At 67.5% G+C, this 19,062-nt stretch carries 19 protein-coding genes; 12 read left to right on the top strand and 7 right to left on the bottom strand.

Going from position 1 to position 19,062, the window contains the following annotated elements; genetic code table 11:
- Position 1: 1 nt before the first annotated feature.
- Positions 2–757, bottom strand: a complete 756-nt coding sequence (locus tag HMPREF2716_RS20750) for a hypothetical protein (protein WP_003449855.1) — start codon at positions 755–757, stop codon at positions 2–4.
- A gap of 115 nt (positions 758–872) precedes the next feature.
- Here HMPREF2716_RS20750 and HMPREF2716_RS20745 point away from each other — a divergent pair, with 115 nt between their 5' ends.
- Complete coding sequence (locus HMPREF2716_RS20745) at positions 873–1,214, top strand: DMT family protein (RefSeq protein WP_003104394.1); 342 nt, start codon at positions 873–875, stop codon at positions 1,212–1,214.
- Between the two features lie 6 nt (positions 1,215–1,220).
- Here HMPREF2716_RS20745 and HMPREF2716_RS20740 read toward each other — a convergent pair whose 3' ends face one another.
- On the bottom strand, positions 1,221–2,087 hold the full coding sequence (locus HMPREF2716_RS20740; RefSeq protein ID WP_003104396.1) for an NAD(P)-dependent oxidoreductase: 867 nt from the start codon (positions 2,085–2,087) through the stop codon (positions 1,221–1,223).
- Positions 2,088–2,190: 103 nt separating this feature from the next.
- On the opposite strand from HMPREF2716_RS20740, the gene HMPREF2716_RS20735 reads away from it, so the two are divergent.
- Positions 2,191–2,742, top strand: a complete 552-nt coding sequence (locus HMPREF2716_RS20735) for a 3'-5' exonuclease (protein WP_003104398.1) — start codon at positions 2,191–2,193, stop codon at positions 2,740–2,742.
- 94 nt (positions 2,743–2,836) lie between these two features.
- Positions 2,837–3,118, top strand: coding sequence for a pyrimidine/purine nucleoside phosphorylase (locus HMPREF2716_RS20730; RefSeq protein ID WP_003087375.1), 282 nt, complete (start codon positions 2,837–2,839; stop codon positions 3,116–3,118).
- A 117-nt stretch (positions 3,119–3,235) separates the two neighbouring features.
- Here the strand turns inward: HMPREF2716_RS20730 and HMPREF2716_RS20725 are convergent, their stop codons facing one another.
- Together HMPREF2716_RS20725 and HMPREF2716_RS20720 are read right to left on the bottom strand one after the other, a co-directional pair.
- Positions 3,236–3,832: a DUF1287 domain-containing protein gene (locus HMPREF2716_RS20725; protein WP_003104401.1), complete on the bottom strand. Its 597-nt coding sequence runs from the start codon at positions 3,830–3,832 to the stop codon at positions 3,236–3,238.
- Between the two features lie 10 nt (positions 3,833–3,842).
- Positions 3,843–4,988 carry an ATP-NAD kinase family protein gene (locus HMPREF2716_RS20720; RefSeq protein WP_003122902.1) on the bottom strand — a complete coding sequence of 382 codons (1,146 nt, stop codon included), beginning with the start codon at positions 4,986–4,988 and terminating at the stop codon, positions 3,843–3,845.
- Between the two features lie 209 nt (positions 4,989–5,197).
- Between HMPREF2716_RS20720 and HMPREF2716_RS20715 the strand changes: the two genes are divergently transcribed.
- Entirely contained in the window at positions 5,198–5,377 is a 180-nt protein-coding gene (locus HMPREF2716_RS20715; protein ID WP_003104406.1) for a PA1571 family protein, read from the top strand.
- Positions 5,378–5,445: 68 nt separating this feature from the next.
- Here the strand turns inward: HMPREF2716_RS20715 and HMPREF2716_RS20710 are convergent, their stop codons facing one another.
- Positions 5,446–6,327 (bottom strand): LysR substrate-binding domain-containing protein, encoded by an 882-nt coding sequence (locus HMPREF2716_RS20710; protein ID WP_003104408.1) that lies wholly within the window; start codon positions 6,325–6,327, stop codon positions 5,446–5,448.
- Positions 6,328–6,704: 377 nt separating this feature from the next.
- Here HMPREF2716_RS20710 and HMPREF2716_RS20705 point away from each other — a divergent pair, with 377 nt between their 5' ends.
- The 6 genes from HMPREF2716_RS20705 (at position 6,705) to HMPREF2716_RS20685 (ending at position 13,094) form a co-directional block, all read left to right on the top strand.
- Complete coding sequence (locus HMPREF2716_RS20705) at positions 6,705–8,066, top strand: MFS transporter (protein WP_023118385.1); 1,362 nt, start codon at positions 6,705–6,707, stop codon at positions 8,064–8,066.
- A gap of 55 nt (positions 8,067–8,121) precedes the next feature.
- Positions 8,122–8,475, top strand: coding sequence for a RidA family protein (locus tag HMPREF2716_RS20700; RefSeq protein WP_003104412.1), 354 nt, complete (start codon positions 8,122–8,124; stop codon positions 8,473–8,475).
- A 10-nt stretch (positions 8,476–8,485) separates the two neighbouring features.
- Positions 8,486–9,883: an FAD-dependent oxidoreductase gene (locus tag HMPREF2716_RS20695; protein ID WP_003120450.1), complete on the top strand. Its 1,398-nt coding sequence runs from the start codon at positions 8,486–8,488 to the stop codon at positions 9,881–9,883.
- Between the two features lie 151 nt (positions 9,884–10,034).
- The gene (locus HMPREF2716_RS28995; protein WP_003449842.1) at positions 10,035–10,223 is read left to right on the top strand and encodes a hypothetical protein; all 189 of its coding nucleotides are present in this window, start codon (positions 10,035–10,037) and stop codon (positions 10,221–10,223) included.
- A 127-nt stretch (positions 10,224–10,350) separates the two neighbouring features.
- A complete protein-coding gene (locus HMPREF2716_RS20690) occupies positions 10,351–11,715 on the top strand; it encodes a glutamine synthetase family protein (protein ID WP_023518544.1) in 1,365 nt (454 codons plus the stop codon).
- 68 nt (positions 11,716–11,783) lie between these two features.
- Positions 11,784–13,094 carry an NAD(P)/FAD-dependent oxidoreductase gene (locus HMPREF2716_RS20685; protein WP_023518543.1) on the top strand — a complete coding sequence of 437 codons (1,311 nt, stop codon included), beginning with the start codon at positions 11,784–11,786 and terminating at the stop codon, positions 13,092–13,094.
- Positions 13,095–13,125: 31 nt separating this feature from the next.
- Here the strand turns inward: HMPREF2716_RS20685 and tusA are convergent, their stop codons facing one another.
- Both tusA and rlmM read right to left on the bottom strand, forming a co-directional pair.
- The gene (gene tusA / locus HMPREF2716_RS20680) at positions 13,126–13,365 is read right to left on the bottom strand and encodes a sulfurtransferase TusA (RefSeq protein WP_003105999.1); all 240 of its coding nucleotides are present in this window, start codon (positions 13,363–13,365) and stop codon (positions 13,126–13,128) included.
- 84 nt (positions 13,366–13,449) lie between these two features.
- Entirely contained in the window at positions 13,450–14,508 is a 1,059-nt protein-coding gene (gene rlmM, locus HMPREF2716_RS20675; protein WP_003087345.1) for a 23S rRNA (cytidine(2498)-2'-O)-methyltransferase RlmM, read from the bottom strand.
- Between the two features lie 326 nt (positions 14,509–14,834).
- Between rlmM and acnA the strand changes: the two genes are divergently transcribed.
- Positions 14,835–17,567, top strand: a complete 2,733-nt coding sequence (acnA, locus tag HMPREF2716_RS20670) for an aconitate hydratase AcnA (RefSeq protein ID WP_003087332.1) — start codon at positions 14,835–14,837, stop codon at positions 17,565–17,567.
- A 372-nt stretch (positions 17,568–17,939) separates the two neighbouring features.
- On the top strand, positions 17,940–19,062 hold a 1,123-nt coding region (locus HMPREF2716_RS20665; protein WP_070621998.1), incomplete at its 3' end, for a methyl-accepting chemotaxis protein.

The following is a 19,062-nucleotide window of genomic DNA, read 5'->3' as shown; positions in this document are numbered from 1 at the left end:
ATCAGCGGCGCGTTTCCGCCTCGAGACGTGCGCTGCGAAGCTGCCACTGCTCGCGGTTGCCGGCAGCGAACAGCCAGGCCCTGGCCGACTCCGTCGCTGCCCGCCATTGCACGCGGCCCGGCTCGCGCAGGTCGAGGGATTGCGCCGCCGTCGAGTGGCCGAGGAAGGCGTTGCCAGCGGAACTCCAGTAGCCAGCGATCCCGGCCGGCAAGACCCAGGAGCGACCTTCCGCCTCGTCATCGACGATACCGGACAAGCGCTCCCCCGCTCCACGCCGCCAGGACAGGGCGACCCGGTTCAGCTCGCTGTCCGCCAGCGCGACGCGCACCTCCACGCCGCCCTGGCGCGGCTCGAACGACAGCTCGTAGGCGCTGAGCCGGCCATCGGCGCAGCGCAGGTGCCCCTTCAGGGACAAGCGTCGACCGACCAGTTCGAAGCTCTCCAGGCTCTGCTCCTGGCAGCGCAACTGCAGGCGACCGGCGCTTTCCCGCCCGGCCCCGAGAAAACCGCCCTCGCTCTCCCACAACGGCGGCCGAGCGCTACCCGCCACTGACAGGGCGAGGCTCTTGCCGCCCCAGCTCAAGCGGTATTCGCCCAGGTCGAAATCGCGCGGGATGGCAAACGCCGGCGGCACCCGCAGCTCGCTCCACAGAGCCGGCTCCCGCGACGCCTGGCTCGCCCACCAGGCGGCCGCCAGCACGACGGCCAGCCCGCTCAAGGCGAGCCCCCAGACCAGCGAGCGTTTGTGCAACCGCATACCTTTCATCCTTTTCCGAGCACCAGCCCCTACCGGTCGATGCCTGCCCACTTGGATTTATCGCCGCAGCCAATTAGGCTGCGGCGCCGTCCCAATCCCCCGGAGCCCACCCATCATGCCCGTCTGGCTGCAAACCGCCTTGTTGCTAGCCTGTTCCAACCTGTTCATGACCTTCGCCTGGTATGGTCATCTGAAGACTCTCAACAGCAAGCCCTGGATCATCGCCGCCCTGATCAGTTGGGGTATCGCGCTGTTCGAATACCTGCTGCAGGTACCGGCCAATCGCATCGGCTACACCGAACTCTCGGTCGGCCAACTGAAGATCATGCAGGAAGTCATCACCTTGGCGATCTTCGTCCCGTTCAGCGTCTACTTCATGCAACAGCCGCTGAAACTGGACTACCTCTGGGCCGGCCTGTGCCTGCTCGGCGCGGTGTACTTCATCTTCCGCGCCTGAGCCGCGTCACGAACGCAGCCGGGCGATCAGGCTGGAGGTATCCCAACGACCGCCGCCCATCGCCTGCACTTCGGCGTAGAACTGGTCGACCAGCGCCGTGACCGGCAACTGCGCGCCGTTGCGCCGCGCCTCGGCGAGCAGGATCGACAGGTCCTTGCGCATCCAGTCCACGGCGAAGCCGAAGTCGAACTCTCCGGCCAGCATGCTCTGGTGGCGGTTTTCCAGTTGCCAGGACTGGGCCGCGCCCTTGCCGATCACCTGCATCGCCGCCTCGCCATCGAGACCGGCGCACCGGGCGAAGTGCAGCGCCTCGGCCAGGCCCTGGAGCAGCCCCGCGACGCAGATCTGGTTGACCATCTTGGTCAACTGCCCGCTACCCACGTCGCCCATTCGCCGGACCATCCGCGCATAGCTGCGCAACAGCGGTTCGGCGCGTCGATAGAAGGCCTCCTCGCCACCGACCATCACCGTCAGGGCGCCGTTGACCGCGCCTGCCTGGCCGCCGGAGACCGGCGCGTCGAGAAAGCCCAGCTCACGCTCGGCAGCCAGCAGCGACAGCTCGCGGGCGACTTCCGCCGAAGCGGTGGTGTGGTCGACGAACAGGCTGCCCGGCGCCATTCCGGCGAAGGCGCCCTGCTCGCCCAGCGCCACGGCACGCAGGTCGTCGTCGTTACCGACGCAACAGAACACCAGCTCGGCGCCAGCACAGGCCTCGCGCGGCGTATCGGCGCGCCGTCCGGCGTACTCCTCGACCCAGCGCAGCGCCTTGGCCGACGAGCGATTGTAGACACAGACGTCGTAGCCCTCTCGTTGCAGGTGCCCGGCCATCGGGTAGCCCATCGTGCCCAGGCCGAGAAATGCGACCGCAGTCATTCCGTCATCTCCTCGAAATCCGATCCCGCAGCCTAGCACAGCGGTTTGCCGAGGTCCGGAAGCCCCGCCATACTCAGCGCGGACCCTGGTATGGATAGCTCCGATGCCTCACTGGCTGGTAATCGATCTGGAGGCCACCACCGCGGAAGGCGGCTGGCCCCTGGAGGAAATGGAAATCATCGAGATCGGCGCCACCCTGGTCGCCGCCGCGGACGCCCGCGAACTGGACCACTTCCAGCGTTTCGTACGGCCGGTCAGGCGGCCGCTGCTGACCCACTTCTGCCGCGACCTCACGCATATCAGCCAGGCCAACGTCGATGGCGCAGCCCATCTCAATACGGTCTGGGAAGCCTTCGAGCGCTGGCTCGCCCAGCATCGTCCGCGACTGGCCGGCTGGGCCAGTTGGGGCGACTACGACCGCCGCCAGTTGGAGCAGGAATGGCGCCAGCACGGGCTGACCAGCCAGCTCAGCGAAGTGCCGCACGTCAATCTCAAGCAACGCTTCGGCGAAGTCCGCCAGTTGCCCCGCCCAGTCGGCCTGAACGCGGCCCTGCAACTGGCCGGGATGAGTTTCCAGGGCCAGCAGCACCGCGCCCTGGAGGATGCCCGCAATACCGCACGGCTGCTGCCGCTGGTATTGCCGGTGGAGCATTGAACGAGGCTCGCGCCGCCTAGTGACGCCTTTCCGAGGCTTGGGCATACTGGCGGGCCTTTTCAAACCCGCCTGTTCACCCCTTCAGGAGAAGCCCATGTTCAAGGTCAACGAATACTTCGACGGCACCGTCAAATCCATCGCCTTCGACATGACCGCCGGCCCGGCCACCATCGGCGTGATGGCGGCAGGCGAATACGAGTTCGGCACCAGCCAGCTGGAGATCATGCATGTGGTCGCCGGCGCGCTGACGGTCAAGCTGCCGGGCAGTGACGAGTGGCAGGAATACGCCAGCGGCAGCCAGTTCACCGTCCCGGCGAACAGCAAGTTCCAGCTCAAGGTCGCCCAGGACACCGCCTACCTCTGCGAATACCGCTGAGCCCGGGCAGACAGGAAAACCGGCCGCAGGCCGGTTTTTTCTTGCCCGCCGTCCAGCGGCGGCGGCGGAGGAATCGAGCTGCGCTCATCCGCCGCTGGAGCGGCTTGCCCAGCCCATTCAGCCCTGCGGGAAGCGGTAGTGGCCGATGACCTGGTAGCGGAACAGCAGGTCCTCTTCCCGCACGCCGGCACCGATGTTGTGCAACACCAGCGGCCTGCCCTCCAGCCTGCGATCGGAAAGCACGCCGATATGCAGCAGGCCGTTGTCCAGGCGCCAGGCGACTATGTCTCCGGCCCGGTAGGCGGAAGCGTCGCGGCTAGGCGCCAGGGCCAGGCCCTGGCGGCTGAACCAGGTCATCAGGTTCGGTACGCGGCGGTGATCGATGTTGCGGTCGGTGCCTTTCATTCCCCATTGCTGCGGGTAGGCCGCGAAGTGGCGACGCATGTCCTCGTGCACCGCCTTCTGTAGATCCAGCCCCTGTCCGCGCAGCGCACGGACCACCACGTCGGTGCAGACCCCGGTCTGCAGCGGCACGTCGCCGCCCGGATAGTCCAGTTGCCGGTAGGCCGGGTCGTAGCCCAGGGTAACGCCCACCTGGGCACGCGCCGCATCCACCAGTCGCTGCGGTTCGACCGCAGCGGCCGCCACCAGCGGCAGTCCGAGCATGGCGAGCAGCAACAGGCGGCGCAGCGCGCCGGATACGTCCTTGTCCATCCTTTTCCTCCTAAGCGCCCGCGGGCGCGTCCTGGTCCTTCGCGTATCCCAGCGGATACAGCAGTTCTTCCTTGTAGCCGGCCCAGACCCGGATGGCGTCCGGGAAGCTGTCGTCCAGCACCGGGTCGCCGCTGTCGACCAGCAACGGGCGGCCCCCGAGGGTCCCCAGCTTGCGCTTGGTGGCGACCACCCGCATGCGCTCCAGGCCGATGGCGCGCAACACCCGGGGACTGATCTGCTGGTTGCCGCGACCGATCACGTGGCCCTGGCCGCCGATGGCGGTGACCAGCAGGTACGCCGGATGACCGTCCACCAGTTCGAACAGCCGCGCCTCGTCGACGTCGCGGGCGATCACCGCGCCATTCTCCAGCACGTCGACGCCCAGCAGGGTGGTTTCCAGGCCGAGATTGCGCGCCAGGCCATGCAAGGTCGAGCCCGGTCCGAGCACATAGCGCACGCCGTCTTCCCAGTTTTCCGCCAGCCAGTCGGCGAGGTCCACCAGCACCAGCTCCTCGGACTCCATCCCTGCCTGCTTCACGTGCTGCATGAAGTGGCCCTCCTCCGGCACTGTCATCTCGCCGTACCAACGCGCGGCGACGCGGCCGGCGCGCAGCGCCTCTTCGTCGAGGTCGCGCACCTCGCCGCTGGCCAGGCGCACCAAGCCGCCCTCGACCAGGCGCCTGGCCAATTCGCCGGCCGCGCGCGGACTGATGGCATAGACCCCGGAGTGGATCTTCACCCCGGCCGGAATGCCGAGCACCGGCTGTTGCTCGCGCACCACCCCGGCAACATCCCGTGCTGTGCCATCACCACCGGCGAACAGGATCAGGGCGACACCGGCCTCCTGCAGGCGCTCGATCGCCAACCGGGTATCCGCCGCGCTGCTGACCGCTCCCTGCCACTCGCCGAGCAGGCGATGGCGGAAGCCCATGCGCTCGAGCAACTCGCCACCCATGGCCCCGGGAAAGGTCAGGAACTCGATCTTCTCGACCAGCGGCAACAGGCACTCCAGGGCTACCCGGGTGCGCTCCAGCGCACGTGGTTCGGCGCCTCTGGCCAGGGCCTCGGCGGCCACCCCGTCGCTACCCTTCAAGGCGACCGGGCCACCAAGCCCGGCCAGGGGATTGACCACCAACCCCAGGCGAAACATGTCCATACTCATCCTCGGGCGAACTCCAGGACGCCCACACCGGTCGGACCACTATAACCAGAAAAACCCAGCGGTAGCCGGCAAGCTGGCACGCCGACTGCAAGATTGCTATGGTCCATGGCTTTCGCGTTGGAGCGGCACGACATCCGCCGTTTGTCACGGCGGTTTCATCTGCGCTCCCTAGACTGCCGATAAACCTGATGAGGAGACGGGCAATGAATTCGCAACACACCGATACCGCCAAGCGCCGCGTGATCCCCTTCAATACGCAGCAGCACACCGGTGGCGCCATCATCGACGCCCAGGGCCGGGAGATCCCGATCACCGAGGTGATGATCCAGCGCGCCTGCCGCGAACTGGACAGGTCCCTGGAGCAGGAACAGAAGCAGGCCTGAGCGCCCGCCAGCACGACTTCGAAGCCCGGCATCCGCCGGGCTTTTTTTCGCTTGCGCGAAGCCGCGCCCTAGCTCGGCGCCGGCAGGTCCTCGCCGACCAGGTCGAGGAAGGTCTCGACGATCCGCCGCGAACGCTGTTCGCGCAGGCACACCAGGGTCTCGGTCAGGCGTCGCTGGCAATCGACGATGGGTAGCGCATGGACCCGCGTGTCGGCGCCGAACTCCGCGGCCGACACCACCCCCACGCCGATCCCCGCCACCACCGCCTCGCGCGAGGCCTCGCGGCCCTCGACCTGGATCGCCGGACGGATCCGCAGGCCGGCGCGGCTCATCTCCTCCTCCAGGGTCTGGCGGGTCACCGAGCCCTGCTCGCGCAGCACCAGCGGCATGTCGTCGAGATCGGCGAGCCGGATCGACTCGCGCCCGGCCCACGGATGGCTGAGCGAAACGAAGGCGACGATCGGGTCGTTGCGCAGGGTCAGCGAAAGCAACCGCTCGTCGCTGACGTCCCGGCCCAACAGGGCCAGGTCGGCCTGGTAGCTGAACAGTCGCTGCAGAGACTCGTCGGTATTGCCGGTCTCCACCCGCACCGCGATGCCCGGATAGCGCTCGCAGAAACGCGCGATCTGCGGCAATACGTGCACCGGCGCATCCACCGCCAGGGTCAGGGTGCCGGTCTGCAGGGCGCTGGAGGCGGACAACAGCTCCTCCGCCTCGGCCTCGATCGCGAACAGCCGCTGGGTCACCGCGAGCAGGCGCTCGCCCAGTTCGCTCAGGCGCACCGAGCGCTTGTTACGGTGGAACAGCAGCACGCCGTAACGCTCCTCCAGCTTGCGCACCTGGTCGGAAACCGCCGGCTGGGTGAGAAACAGGCGCTCGGCGGCGCGCGTGAAGCTGCCGTACACGGCGACCGCATGGAAAGCCTTCAACTGTGCATGGGATACCGACATGGACCTTCACCATTCCAGGCAGGACAAGCGGTTCCGCGCCATGGGCGGCGCACACGGGAATGACCGTTCGGTCAACTTCCTCGACCCACGCCGCGCCAGGCTTACGGACAAACAAGTAAAACTTATATTTAAAATTTGATAAATCGATTTCACTTATTTATCCGGAATTGTTTCCATCGCTTCACCACAGCGCGCCAGCGCCTCGGCAGCCAGCCCCTGCCAGGGCAGCCGCAACCCTTACCCAGGAGGTGAAGCCGACTCCAGATACCTCTGACCAGGCACCGCGACATGGCGGTGCGGAAGTGCTCATCAGAACAACAACAAGGCGTGTTCCCCTCACACCTGCCGGCACCGATAACAAGATCGAGGTCAGAACCATGAATCAACGTCCCGGGACGGCGCTGCCGTCCTCTCCCGTGTCCAGCTTCCAGCGCTGGCGCCTGCAGATATTCGCGATCACCTGGCTGGCCTACGCCGCCTTCTATTTCACCCGCAAGGCCTTTTCCGTCGCCAAGCTCGGCATCGCCGAAGATCCGGGCTTCCAGTTGGACAAGATGGCGATGGCCGATCTCGACGCCATCTACCTCGCCGCCTATGCCGTCGGCCAGTTCACCTGGGGCGTGCTGGCCGACCGCTTCGGCCCGCGCATCGTGGTGTTCGGCGGCCTGCTGATCTCCGCACTGGCCGCGCTGGTCATGGGCACCTTCGCCACCCTGCCGATCTTCGCCACTTGCATGGTGGTCCAGGGACTGGCGCAGTCCACCGGCTGGTCGGGGCTGTGCAAGAACATCGGCAGTTTCTTCGCCACCCACGAACGCGGTCGGGTGCTCGGCCTGTGGAGCACCTGCTACGCCTTCGGCGGCCTGGTCGCCTCGCCGTTCGCCGGCTGGTGGGCGTACAGCGTGTTCGGTACCTGGCACGCGGCGTTCTACTCCAGCGCCGCGGTGGTCGGCGGCGTGGCCCTGCTGTTCCTGTTGTTGCAGCGCAACCGCCCGGAGGACGTCGGCCATCCACCCGTCGAACCGCAGGTCGCGAGCGAGGCCGTGCGCTATGCCGGCTTCAGGCCGGAAGGCGGCAACGGCGGCAGCCTGCAGGTACTCGCCAAGGTGGTGCGCAACCGCACGGTGCTCTGCCTCGGCCTGGCCTACTTCCTGCTCAAGCCGGCGCGCTACGCGATCCTCCTGTGGGGACCGGTGATCGTCTACGAACGCATGCCGGCGCTCGGCAAGGTCGGCGCGGCGATCGTTCCCACCGCCTTCGAGGTAGCCGGCCTGCTCGGCCCGATCCTGATCGGCTTCGCCTCGGACAAGCTGTTCGGCGCACGGCGCATGCCGGCCTGCGTGATCAGCCTGCTGGCGCTGACCGTCTGCCTGGCGCTGTTCGTCCCGGCGATGACCACCGGCAGCATTCCGATAGTGGTCGGCCTGCTGTTCATGATGGGACTGACCCTGTACGGCCCGGACTCGATGATCTGCGGCTCCGCCGCCATCGACTTCGGCACCGGCGAGGCCGCCGGCACCGCCTCCGGCTTCGTCAATGGCTGCGGTTCGGTGGGCGCGATCCTCGGTGGCCTGCTGCCCGGCTATTTCGACACCTACACGGTGTTCATCGGCTTCACCGTCGCCGCCCTGATCGCCACCGCGGTGCTCCTCCCGCACTGGAACAGCCGGCCCGGCGGCGCACGGGAAAGCCTGCGGAATATCCCCAGCCTGGCGGACTTCCGTCCCATCCGCTCCTGACCGTCCGCGGCGGGAACCTCCGCCGCGTCCTTCTCCACGAACCGGGAACCCCCTCATGCATATCGAACGTTTCGAAGTCGTCAAGCGTCGGGCCGAGATGGCCCTGCACGGCAACACGGTCTACATCGGCGGCCAGGTCGCAGACGACCCCAGCGGTGACATCCAGGACCAGACCCGCCAGATTCTGGAGAACATCGACCGGCTGCTCCAGAGCGTCGGCAGCGACCGCGGCCAGGTGCTCTCGGTACGCATACTGCTAGCCCACCGGGAGGACTACGCCGGTCTCAACCAGGTCTGGGACCAGTGGTTTCCCGAAGGCCGGGCGCCGACCCGCGCCTGTAGCCTGGCCGAGTTGATCGACCCGCGCTGGCGGGTGGAAATGATCGTCGTCGCCGCCCGCCCGCAGTGAGAGCACAGCCATGACCTTCCGACCCTTCTGGCTGGACCAGGCCCTACGCTCCGAACATGCGGCACCCTGCCCGCCGCTGGCCGGGGATACCCGCGCCGACCTGTGCATCGTCGGCGGCGGCTACACCGGCCTGTGGACCGCCATCATGCTCAAGGAGCACGATCCCGGGCTCGACGTGGTGCTGGTCGAGGCCGATCTCTGCGGCGCCGGCGCCAGCGGCCGCAACGGCGGCTGCGCGCTGTCCTGGTCGGCCAAGTTCTTCACCCTGGAACGGCTGTTCGGGCTCACCGAGGCGATCCGCCTGGTCAAGGCCTCCGAGGACAGCATCCGGGCCATCGGCGCCTTCTGCCAGCGCTACGACGTCGAGGCCGACTACCGGCTGGACGGCACCCTCTATACCGCCACCAACCCGGCCCAGGTCGGCAGCACCGACAGCGTGATCGCCGCTCTGGAGCGCCACGGCATCAACTCCTTCGCCAAGCGCCCGCTGGCCGACGTGCAGCGCCTGGCCGGCTCGCGCAGGCACCTGGAGGGCTGGTTCTCACCGGCTGCCGCGACGGTGCAACCAGGCAAGCTGGTTCGCGGCCTGCGCCGGGTCGCCCTGCAACTGGGGGTACGCCTGTACGAAGGCACGCCGATGCGAGGACTGGAGCACGGCCGCCCGGCGGAAGTGGTCACCCCCCACGGGCGGGTCGTCGCCGGCCGCGTGGTGCTGGCGCTGAACGCCTGGATGGCGAGGGCCTTCCCGCAGTTCGAACGCAGCGTGGCGATCGTCTCCAGCGACATGCTCATCACCGAGCCACGACCGGACCTGTTGCAGGAGATCGGCCTGACCAGCGGGGTCAGCGTGCTCGACTCACGGATCTTCGTGCATTACTACCACAACACCCCGGACGGCCGGCTGATGCTCGGCAAGGGCGGCAACACCTTCGCCTACGGCGGACGCATGCTGCCGGTGTTCGACCGCCCCTCGCCGTATCTCGGACAACTGCGTGGCAGCTTGCGGGAGTTCTTCCCCGAGTTCGCCGAGGTCGCCATCGAGGCCAGTTGGAACGGTCCGTCGGATCGCTCGGTGACCGGCCTGCCGTTCTTCGGCCGGCTCGACGGCCGCGACAATGTGTTCTACGGCTTCGGCTACTCCGGCAGCGGCGTCGGTCCATGCCACATGGGCGGGCAGATCCTTTCTTCGCTGGCGCTCGGCCTGGACAATCCCTGGACCCGTTCGCCGCTGACCCAGGGGCCGCTCGGCCGCTTCCCGCCGGAGCCGATCCGCTATGTCGGTTCGCTGATGGTGCGCAACGCGATCCGTCGCAAGGAGCACGCCGAAGACGCCGGCCGGCGCCCGCGTCATCTCGACGTACGCCTGGCCAGGTTCGCCGCCGCCGCGGGCAAGGCCGACAAGGGTTGAGCCGCTTTCCGGGCGTCTCTTCAGCCCATTCGGGGGCGCCCTTCTTTTTCCTTCGGTTTCGATTTCGCTCAAGCAAAGGTCGTAAAAAGCGCATTTAATTCACCCGTCAGCCTGTGCGAGGCTGTTCCAACCCCTGGCCCAGTTTTCCTTCATGCACCTACCGACGACGCGCACCCTCCCCTACCAGCCTTCCGCCAACCCGGCCGGAACGCCCGCGCGTCTACCCCGCAAGCACAGCCGCTGGCTGGAACTGGAGCCGCTCTCCCTCCCTCTCGAACTGGCCTTCTGGGCGCTCTGGCATTGCCGCCACGCGCGTCCGCCGGACGCTCGTCACGCCTGATATCCCTCCGGCCCCGCGCAACGGCGGGGCCGGCCTGCCGCTTGCATGCCGTTCCGCGACGCTGCCGTCGCCGGAGCGCCGCTGCGAGCGTCGCGACGCTACCGGACAAGACCGACAAGAGAGCCCCATGAACTTCGCCTGCGAACAAGAAGCCCAGGATTTCCTGGCCGCCAATCCCGATATCGAACTCTTCGAACTGTTCATCCTCGACGCCAATGGCGTGCCACGCGGCAAACTGCTGCACCGCGACGAACTGCTGGCCGTCTACCGCAGCGGCCGGCCGCTGCCGAGCACCATCCTCGGGCTGACAATGAACGGCGAGGATGTCGAGGACTCCGGCCTGGTCTGGGACGTCGGCGACATCGACTGCCGCGCCTACCCCCTGTCCGGCAGCCTGGTGCGCCTGCCCTGGCGGCAGATCCCGACGGCGGCGGTGCAGGTCAGCATGCACCCGAGCGAGGGCCTGCCCGCCAGCGTCGCCGATCCGCGCCACCTCCTGGTGCGCACCATCGACGCGCTGAAGAGCGAGGGCTATCACCCGGTGATGGCCGCTGAGCTGGAGTTCTACCTGCTCGACCGTGAGCGCGACGCCAACGGCCGCCCGCAACCGGCTCGCGACGCCGATGGCGGCCGCCCGCGGGCGACCCAGGTCTACGGCCTGCGCGAACTGGAGCAGATCGAGCCGTTCCTCGCCGACCTCTATGCCGCATGCAAGGCGCAGGGCCTGCCGGCACGCACGGCGATCTCGGAATACGCCCCGGGCCAGGTGGAAATCACCCTCGACCACGGCGACGCCCTAGTCGCCATGGACCAGGCGATCCGCTACAAGCGCCTGGTCAAGGGCGTCGCGCACAAGCACGGAATGCTCGCCTGCTTCATGGCCAAGCCGTTCGACGACCTGGCCGGCACCGGCATGCACCTGCACGTCAGCCTGGCCGACGAACAAGGCCACAACCTGTTCGCCAGCGACGACCCCGCCGGCACGCCGTTGCTGCGCCAGGCGGTCGGCGGCATGCTCGCCAGCCTGCTCGACTCGCTCCTGCTGTTCTGTCCCAACGCCAACTCCTACCGGCGCTTCCAGGCCAACAGCTACGCGCCGCTGGCGCAGACCTGGGGCGTCGACAACCGCACCGTGAGCCTGCGCGTGCCGGGCGGCCCGGCCTCCAGTCGGCATATCGAGCACCGCATCTGCGGCGCCGACGCCAACCCCTACCTGGCCGCCGCGGCGCTCCTCGCCGGGGTCCACCGCGGCATCCGCGAAGGCATGGATCCGGGTGCGCCGGTGGAGGGCAACGGCTACGCCCAGGCCGGCAAGCGCCTGCCCACCGACTGGCTGACCGCCCTCGATACCCTGCAAGGCTCCGAGTGGGCGCGGGAAGCCTTCGGCGAGCCGTTCCTCGGCGTCTACCTGGCGGTGAAGCGCGCGGAATACCGGCAATTCATGGGCGAGGTCGGCGAGCAGGACTGGCGCTGGTACCTGACCCAGGCCTGAGATCCCGGACCCGCCCGCATACGGCGGCGCGCCGGCAGGACGCGCCGCACTGGAACAAGGAATACCCGATGAACGCAGCAATCCATCCCCGTCCGGCCGCGGAACGCGCGCCGTCCTACTACGCCGCCACGCTCAACGAGGAAACCGACTATCCGACCCTGCTGGGCGCGGTGACGGTCGACATCGCCATCATCGGCGGCGGCTTCACCGGCGTCGCCACGGCGGTCGAACTGGCCGAGCGTGGCTACAAGGTAGCCCTGGTCGAGACCCATCGCATCGGCTGGGGCGCCAGCGGGCGCAACGGCGGCCAGGTCACCGGCAGCCTGTCCGGCGACGCGGCGATGCACAAGCAGATGCGCCAATGGCTGGGCGCCGAGGTCGAGGACTTCATCTGGCACCTGCGCTGGCGCGGCCACGAGATCATCCGCCAGCGGGTGGAGAAGTACGGCATCGCCTGCGACCTTCGCCATGGCCACCTGCACGCGGCGATGAAGGCCAGCCACATGGGCGAGCTGCAGGCCTCCTACGAGGAGGCGGTGCGCCGCGGCATGGGCGACCAGGTGGTCCTGCTGGACAAGGCCGGCGTCCAGGCCCACCTGGAGACCGAGCTGTACTGCGGCGCGCTGAAGAACACCCGCAACATGCACCTGCACCCGCTCAACCTGTGCATCGGCGAGGCCAGGGCGGCGGCCGGCCTCGGCGCGCTGATCTTCGAACATTCCGAGGTGCTGGATATCGTCCACGGCCTGCGGCCGGCGGTGATTACCCGCGAGGGAAGGATCGAGGCGCAGCAGATCCTGCTTGCCGGCGATGTCTACCACAAGCTCGAACGCAGGCAGCTCAAGGGGATGATCTTCCCGGCCATGGGCGGAATCGTTACCACCCGGCCGCTGGGCGAGCTGGCACGGGAGATCAACCCGCAGGGGCTGGCGGTCTACGATTGCCGCTTCGTCCTCGATTACTACCGCCCCACCGCCGACGGCCGCCTGCTGTTCGGTGGCGGCGCCAACTACTCGGGCCGCGACTCGCGGGACATCGCCGCCGAGCTGCGGCCATGCATCGAGCGCACCTTCCCGCGCCTGAAGGGCGTGGAGATCGAGTTCCAGTGGAGTTGCGCCATGGGCATCGTGATGAACCGGATCCCCCAGCTCGGCAAGCTCTCCGACAACGTCTGGTACTGCCAGGGCTACTCGGGGCATGGCGTGGCCACCAGCCACATCATGGGCGAGATCATGGCCAAGGCGATGAGCGGGAGCCTGGAGCAGTTCGACACCTTCGCCCGTTGCAAGCACCTCAGGGTGCCGCTGGGCGACCTCTTCGGCAATCCGATGCTGGCCGCCGGGATGTGGTACTACCAGCTCATGGAGAAGCTGCGCTGAAGCGCGAGGGATGGCGGGGTCCGCGGAAGGCCTAGTCGGCCTTCTTGCGGATCCAGTAGAGATAGGTGCCCGCCTCTTCCTGCTGCTCGACCAGCTCGTGGCCGAGGAACACGCAGAACTTGGGGATGTCGCGGCGGGTCGAGGGATCGGTGGCGATCACCTTGAGCAGGCCGCCGGGCGCCAGGTCGCGGACCTTGTTGTGCAGCATCATCACCGGCTCGGGACAGTTCAGGCCGGTGGCGTCGAGAATGGCGTCGACAGAATGGGTCATCGGGAAACTCCGCAACAGAATCCGCGCATTGTCGCGCATGCGGCGCGGCCGGTCACCTGTCCCCGGCCGGAATGCCGCCGCCCCTCAGCGTTCGAGGCGGCGTAGATGGCAGGTCACTTCCTCGCGGTCGTGATACAGCTGCTTGCAGCCGATCGCTACCTTCAGGCCGCGCGCGTCAAAGCTCTCGCGCAGGCGCTGGAGGATCTTGCGCACCTCGGCGTAGCGCTGCTTCATCGGCAGCTTGAGGTTGACCACCGCCTCGCGGCAAAGCCCTTCGCCGATCCAGGTCTCGATCAACGCACCGGTGCGTGCCGGCTTCTCGACGATGTCGCAGACCATCCAGTCGACCCGCTGGCGCGGGCGGTACTGGTAGCCGTCGACCTTCTGGTGGTCGACCAGCCCGGAATACATCAGGTTCTCCGCCATCGGCCCGTTGTCCACGGCGGTCACCCGCATCTCCCGGTTAACCAGTTGCCAGGTCCAGCCGCCCGGCGCCGCACCGAGGTCCACGGCGAGCATGTCCGGCGCCAGGCGCTTGTCCCATTCGCTGCGCGGGATGAACTGGTGCCAGGCTTCCTCCAGCTTCAGCGTCGAACGGCTCGGCGCCTCGCGGGGAAACTTCAGGCGCGGGATGCCCATCGGCCAGAGCGCGCTGTTGCGCGGCTCGGCGAGGCCGACGAAGACTTCCCGGCCAGAGCGGAAGGTCAGCAGCAGGCGCGGCAGCGCCGGGTCCTCCTGCAACCGCCCGGCCTTCACCAGCGCCGCGCGCAGCGGTTTCTCGAACTTGCGGCAGAAGGTCGACACCTCCTTGCCGGCATTGGTGTCCAGCACCTCCAGCCAGAGGCTGCCGCAAACCGGATAACTCGCCAGTTCCGCCAGCAGTACCTCGATGCGCTGGCTTTCCGGCAATTCGATGAAGCCGGGCCCGCGCGCCCACTGGCGCGGGAAGATCAAGTCGGCGAAACGCAGGCGGCGCATCAGGCGCTCGGCGCCGTCGGCGTCCTGGCAGACGAACTCGACGTGGGCGCTGGCCGGCTTGCTCTTGGCGTAGCCGGGAATCTCGAGAGTGGCTGCATGCTCGGCGATTTCGGCGCAGACTTCACCTTCGAAGCCTGGCCGGCAGTGCATCAACAGGGTATTCATGGGGTTGTCTCCTTGGCCGCGCACTATAGTGCCGGGCATGCCTCAAGGGAACTGCAGCGACCGTTCGTCGGTCCAGTGTATATGGCAGGAGCCCTCGAGCCGGTCTAGCTTGAAGGTTTCGAACAACGCTATCCCAAAGTCTGACTCTCGCCAGCGGCCGGTACCGATGGGATCGGGCCACCGCGCATTACCGAGGTAACGGCATCCTGGCGTCCGCGGACGCCGCGGGTCCCGGGCGAAGCCAGGCACTATCGGCTCGACGACGGGCCTGGCGTCAGGACGAGGCCAGGCCCGCCGCCCCCGGGCCCGCCGTGAGGAAATCAGAAATGCCTGCTTTGGACAGCCTGAAAACCCTTCGCAGTCTCGCTGTGGACGGCAAGACCTACCACTACTACAGCCTCCCGGAAGCCGCCCGGACCCTGGGCGATCTCGGCAAGCTGCCGATGTCGCTGAAGGTCCTGCTGGAAAACCTCCTGCGCTGGGAGGACGGCAGCACCGTCACCGGCGACGACCTCAAGGCCCTCGCCGGCTGGCTCAGGGAGCGCCGCTCCGACCGCGAGATCCAGTACCGCCCGGCGCGGGTCCTGATGCAGGACTTCACCGGGGTGCCCGCGGTGGTCGACCTGGCCGCCATGCGCGCGGCCATGGCCAAGGCCGGCGGCGACCCGCAGAAGATCAACCCGCTGTCGCCGGTGGACCTGGTCATCGACCACTCGGTGATGGTCGACAAGTTCGCCAGCGAATCGGCCTTCGAACAGAACGTCGAGATCGAGATGCAGCGCAACGGCGAACGCTACGCCTTCCTGCGCTGGGGCCAGAACGCCTTCGACAATTTCAGCGTGGTACCGCCGGGCACCGGCATCTGCCACCAGGTCAACCTGGAGTACCTGGGCCGCACGGTCTGGACCAAGGAAGAGGATGGCAGGACCTACGCCTTCCCCGACACCCTGGTCGGCACCGACTCCCACACCACCATGATCAACGGCCTCGGCGTGCTCGGCTGGGGCGTCGGCGGCATCGAGGCGGAAGCCGCCATGCTCGGCCAGCCGGTATCGATGCTGATCCCCGAGGTCATCGGCTTCAAGCTCACCGGCAAGCTGCGCGAGGGCATCACCGCCACCGACCTGGTGCTGACCGTCACGCAGATGCTGCGCAAGAAGGGCGTGGTGGGGAAATTCGTCGAGTTCTATGGCGACGGCCTGGCCGACCTGCCCCTGGCGGACCGCGCCACCATCGCCAACATGGCCCCGGAATACGGCGCCACCTGCGGCTTCTTCCCGGTGGACGAGATCACCCTCGGCTACCTGCGCCTGTCCGGACGCCCGGAAAGCACGGTCAAGCTGGTCGAGGCCTACAGCAAGGAACAGGGCCTGTGGCGCGAGAAGGGCCACGAGCCGGTGTTCACCGACACCCTGCACCTGGACATGGGCGAAGTCGAGGCCAGCCTGGCCGGACCGAAGCGCCCGCAGGACCGCGTGGCCCTGCAGAACGTCGCCAGCGCCTTCAACGAGTTCCTCGGCCTGCAACTGCATCCCTCCAGCACCGAAGAAGGCCGCCTGCTCAGCGAGGGCGGCGGCGGCACCGCGGTCGGCGCCAACGCCGCCTTCGGCGAGATCGACTACCAGCACGACGGCCAGACCCACCGCCTGAAGAACGGCGCGGTGGTGATCGCCGCCATCACCTCCTGCACCAACACCTCCAACCCCAGCGTGATGATGGCCGCCGGGCTGCTGGCGAAGAAGGCGGTGGAGAAAGGCCTGCAACGCAAGCCCTGGGTGAAGAGTTCGCTGGCGCCGGGCTCCAAGGTGGTCACCGACTACTTCAAGGCCGCCGGCCTGACCCGCTACCTCGACGAACTCGGCTTCGACCTGGTCGGCTACGGCTGCACCACCTGCATCGGCAACTCCGGGCCGCTGCTGGAGCCGATCGAGAAAGCCATCCAGCAGGCCGACCTGACCGTCGCCTCGGTACTCTCCGGCAACCGTAACTTCGAAGGCCGCGTGCACCCGTTGGTGAAGACCAACTGGCTGGCCTCGCCGCCGCTGGTGGTGGCCTACGCCCTGGCCGGCAGCGTGCGGATCAACCTCAGCGAGGAACCGCTGGGCACCGGCAAGGACGGCCAGCCGGTCTACCTGAAGGACATCTGGCCGAGCCAGAAGGAAATCGCCGAGGCGATCCAGAAGGTCGACACCGAGATGTTCCACAAGGAGTACGCCGAGGTCTTCGCCGGCGACGAGAAATGGCAGGCGATCCAGGTGCCGCAGTCGGACACCTACGAGTGGCAGGCCGACTCCACCTACATCCAGCATCCACCCTTCTTCGAACACATCGCCGAGGCGCCGCCGGCCATCGCCGACGTCGAGCAGGCGCGGGTGCTGGCGGTGCTGGGCGACTCGGTGACCACCGACCACATCTCCCCTGCCGGCAACATCAAGGCCGACAGCCCGGCCGGCCGCTACCTGCGCGAGCACGGCGTGGAACCGAAGGACTTCAACTCCTACGGCTCCCGTCGCGGCAACCATGAGGTGATGATGCGCGGCACCTTCGCCAACATCCGCATCAAGAACGAGATGCTCGGCGGCGAGGAAGGCGGCAATACCCTGTACGTGCCCAGCGGCGAGAAACTGGCGATCTACGACGCGGCCATGCGCTACCAGCAGGACGGCACCCCGCTGGTGATCGTCGCCGGCAAGGAATACGGCACCGGCTCGTCGCGCGACTGGGCGGCCAAGGGTACCAACCTGCTGGGCGTGAAGGCGGTGATCGCGGAGAGCTTCGAGCGCATCCACCGCTCCAACCTGGTCGGCATGGGCGTGCTGCCGTTGCAGTTCGAGAACGGCCAGGACCGCAAGAGCCTGAAGCTGACCGGCAAGGAGGTGCTGAACATCCGCGGCCTCGGCGGCGAACTCAAACCGCACATGCCGCTCAGCGTGGAAGTGACCCGCGAGGACGGCAGCCAGGACAGCTTCAAGGTCCTCTGCCGCATCGACACCCTCAACGAGGTCGAGTACTTCAAGGCCGGCGGCATCCTCCACTACGTGCTGCGCAGCATGCTCTGAGGCAGCGGCGGTACGCGCGGAGGGGTGGCTTCGGCCACCCCTTTTTCATTCCGGCGCCCGGGGCAGCGGGCGCTTCGCAGGGCGAACGCCGCCCCTGCGTCATCCGCCGATACCCCGCAGGACCGGCGAATGGCCGCCTCGCGCTTATCCGCCAGGCCCCTCCCCAGCCCATGCGCGCCGCCGGGAATGACACGAAACCGTAACGTATTGACCTCCATCAGCGAATCCGCCATCTATCCGACCACGTGGTCGGTTCTCATGCTTTGGGTCAATAGCTATCTGTTTTTCCTCGTGAAAGCATTCACAAATCCCTCATGTGAAAGGCGTTTTCGCCGATGCAGAGGTAAATGCTTCACTTGTTTTGGAAGGCCCATGCGCAACAATCAACCGATCACCCAGCACGAGCGCGTCTATCCGGCGGAGCAACGCCTGATCACCACCACCAATCTCAAAGGCATCATTACCTACTGCAATGAAGCCTTCATCGACATCAGCGGCTTCAGTCGCGAGGAGCTGATGTCCGCGCCGCACAATCTGATCCGTCACCCCGACGTCCCGCCGGCGGTGTTCGCCCACATGTGGACCACCCTCAAAGCCGGCCGCCCGTGGATGGGGATCGTCAAGAACCGCTGCAAGAACGGCGACCACTACTGGGTCAGCGCCTATGTCACGCCGATCTACGACCAGGGCGCGGTGGTCGGCTACGAGTCGGTGCGGGTCAAGCCGACCGCCGAACAGATCCAGCGCGCCGAGGCCCTCTACCGTCGCCTCGGCGCCGGCAAGCCGGCGATCCCCCGGCGCGACCGCTGGCTGCCGGTACTGCTCGACTGGCTGCCGTTCATCCTGATCAGCCAGATCGGCTTCCTCATCGGTATCTGGCTGAACTCCTGGTGGGGCTTCATCCTCGCCGGCCTGCTCGCCGTTCCGCTCGGCCTGGCCGGACTGCGCTGGCAGAAGCGCGGGCTGAAGCGCCTGATGCGGCTCGCCGAACAGACCACCTCCGACCCGCTGATCGCGCAGATGTACACCGACAGCCGCGGCGACCAGGCGCGCCTGGAAATGGCCATCCTCAGCCAGGACGCGCGTCTGAAGACCTGCCTGACGCGCCTGCAGGACACCGCCGAATACCTCACCGAACAGGCGCGCAAGGCCGACACCCTGGCCCACCACAGCTCCGCCGGTCTGGAACAGCAGCGCGCAGAGACCGAACAGGTGGCCACCGCGGTCAACGAGATGGCCGCCACCACCCAGGAAGTGGCGAACAATGTCCAGTTGACCGCCGACGCCACGCAGAAGGCCAACGAACTGACCTCGCGCGGCCGCGACATCGCCGCGGAGACGCGCAACGCCATCCAGCGCCTGTCGGAGTCGGTGGGCGAGACCGGGGCCGCGGTGAGTCGCCTGGCCCAGGACAGCAACGAGATCGGCGGTGTGGTCGATGTGATCAAGGGCATCGCCGACCAGACCAACCTGCTCGCCCTCAACGCCGCCATCG

Source organism: Pseudomonas sp. HMSC076A11 (genome assembly GCF_001810205.1).
GTDB lineage: Bacteria > Pseudomonadota > Gammaproteobacteria > Pseudomonadales > Pseudomonadaceae > Pseudomonas > Pseudomonas aeruginosa.
The sequence above is the reverse complement of the archived record's forward strand: the minus strand, read 5'-3'. Positions and strand labels throughout refer to the sequence as shown.

Excerpts from the sequence above, each read along its gene's own strand:
- HMPREF2716_RS28995 (WP_003449842.1), top strand. The coding sequence starts at position 10,035 with ATGCACCTACCGACGACGCGCACCCTCCCCTACCAGCCTTCCGCCAAC.
- HMPREF2716_RS20705 (WP_023118385.1), top strand. The coding sequence starts at position 6,705 with ATGAATCAACGTCCCGGGACGGCGCTGCCGTCCTCTCCCGTGTCCAGC.
- HMPREF2716_RS20745 (WP_003104394.1), top strand. The coding sequence starts at position 873 with ATGCCCGTCTGGCTGCAAACCGCCTTGTTGCTAGCCTGTTCCAACCTG.
- HMPREF2716_RS20695 (WP_003120450.1), top strand. The coding sequence starts at position 8,486 with ATGACCTTCCGACCCTTCTGGCTGGACCAGGCCCTACGCTCCGAACAT.
- HMPREF2716_RS20730 (WP_003087375.1), top strand. The coding sequence starts at position 2,837 with ATGTTCAAGGTCAACGAATACTTCGACGGCACCGTCAAATCCATCGCC.
- HMPREF2716_RS20740 (WP_003104396.1), bottom strand. The coding sequence starts at position 2,087 with ATGACTGCGGTCGCATTTCTCGGCCTGGGCACGATGGGCTACCCGATG.
- HMPREF2716_RS20720 (WP_003122902.1), bottom strand. The coding sequence starts at position 4,988 with ATGGACATGTTTCGCCTGGGGTTGGTGGTCAATCCCCTGGCCGGGCTT.
- tusA (WP_003105999.1), bottom strand. The coding sequence starts at position 13,365 with ATGACCCATTCTGTCGACGCCATTCTCGACGCCACCGGCCTGAACTGT.
- HMPREF2716_RS20715 (WP_003104406.1), top strand. The coding sequence starts at position 5,198 with ATGAATTCGCAACACACCGATACCGCCAAGCGCCGCGTGATCCCCTTC.
- HMPREF2716_RS20685 (WP_023518543.1), top strand. The coding sequence starts at position 11,784 with ATGAACGCAGCAATCCATCCCCGTCCGGCCGCGGAACGCGCGCCGTCC.
- acnA (WP_003087332.1), top strand. The coding sequence starts at position 14,835 with ATGCCTGCTTTGGACAGCCTGAAAACCCTTCGCAGTCTCGCTGTGGAC.
- HMPREF2716_RS20710 (WP_003104408.1), bottom strand. The coding sequence starts at position 6,327 with ATGTCGGTATCCCATGCACAGTTGAAGGCTTTCCATGCGGTCGCCGTG.
- HMPREF2716_RS20725 (WP_003104401.1), bottom strand. The coding sequence starts at position 3,832 with ATGGACAAGGACGTATCCGGCGCGCTGCGCCGCCTGTTGCTGCTCGCC.
- HMPREF2716_RS20735 (WP_003104398.1), top strand. The coding sequence starts at position 2,191 with ATGCCTCACTGGCTGGTAATCGATCTGGAGGCCACCACCGCGGAAGGC.
- rlmM (WP_003087345.1), bottom strand. The coding sequence starts at position 14,508 with ATGAATACCCTGTTGATGCACTGCCGGCCAGGCTTCGAAGGTGAAGTC.
- HMPREF2716_RS20690 (WP_023518544.1), top strand. The coding sequence starts at position 10,351 with ATGAACTTCGCCTGCGAACAAGAAGCCCAGGATTTCCTGGCCGCCAAT.
- HMPREF2716_RS20750 (WP_003449855.1), bottom strand. The coding sequence starts at position 757 with ATGCGGTTGCACAAACGCTCGCTGGTCTGGGGGCTCGCCTTGAGCGGG.
- HMPREF2716_RS20700 (WP_003104412.1), top strand. The coding sequence starts at position 8,122 with ATGCATATCGAACGTTTCGAAGTCGTCAAGCGTCGGGCCGAGATGGCC.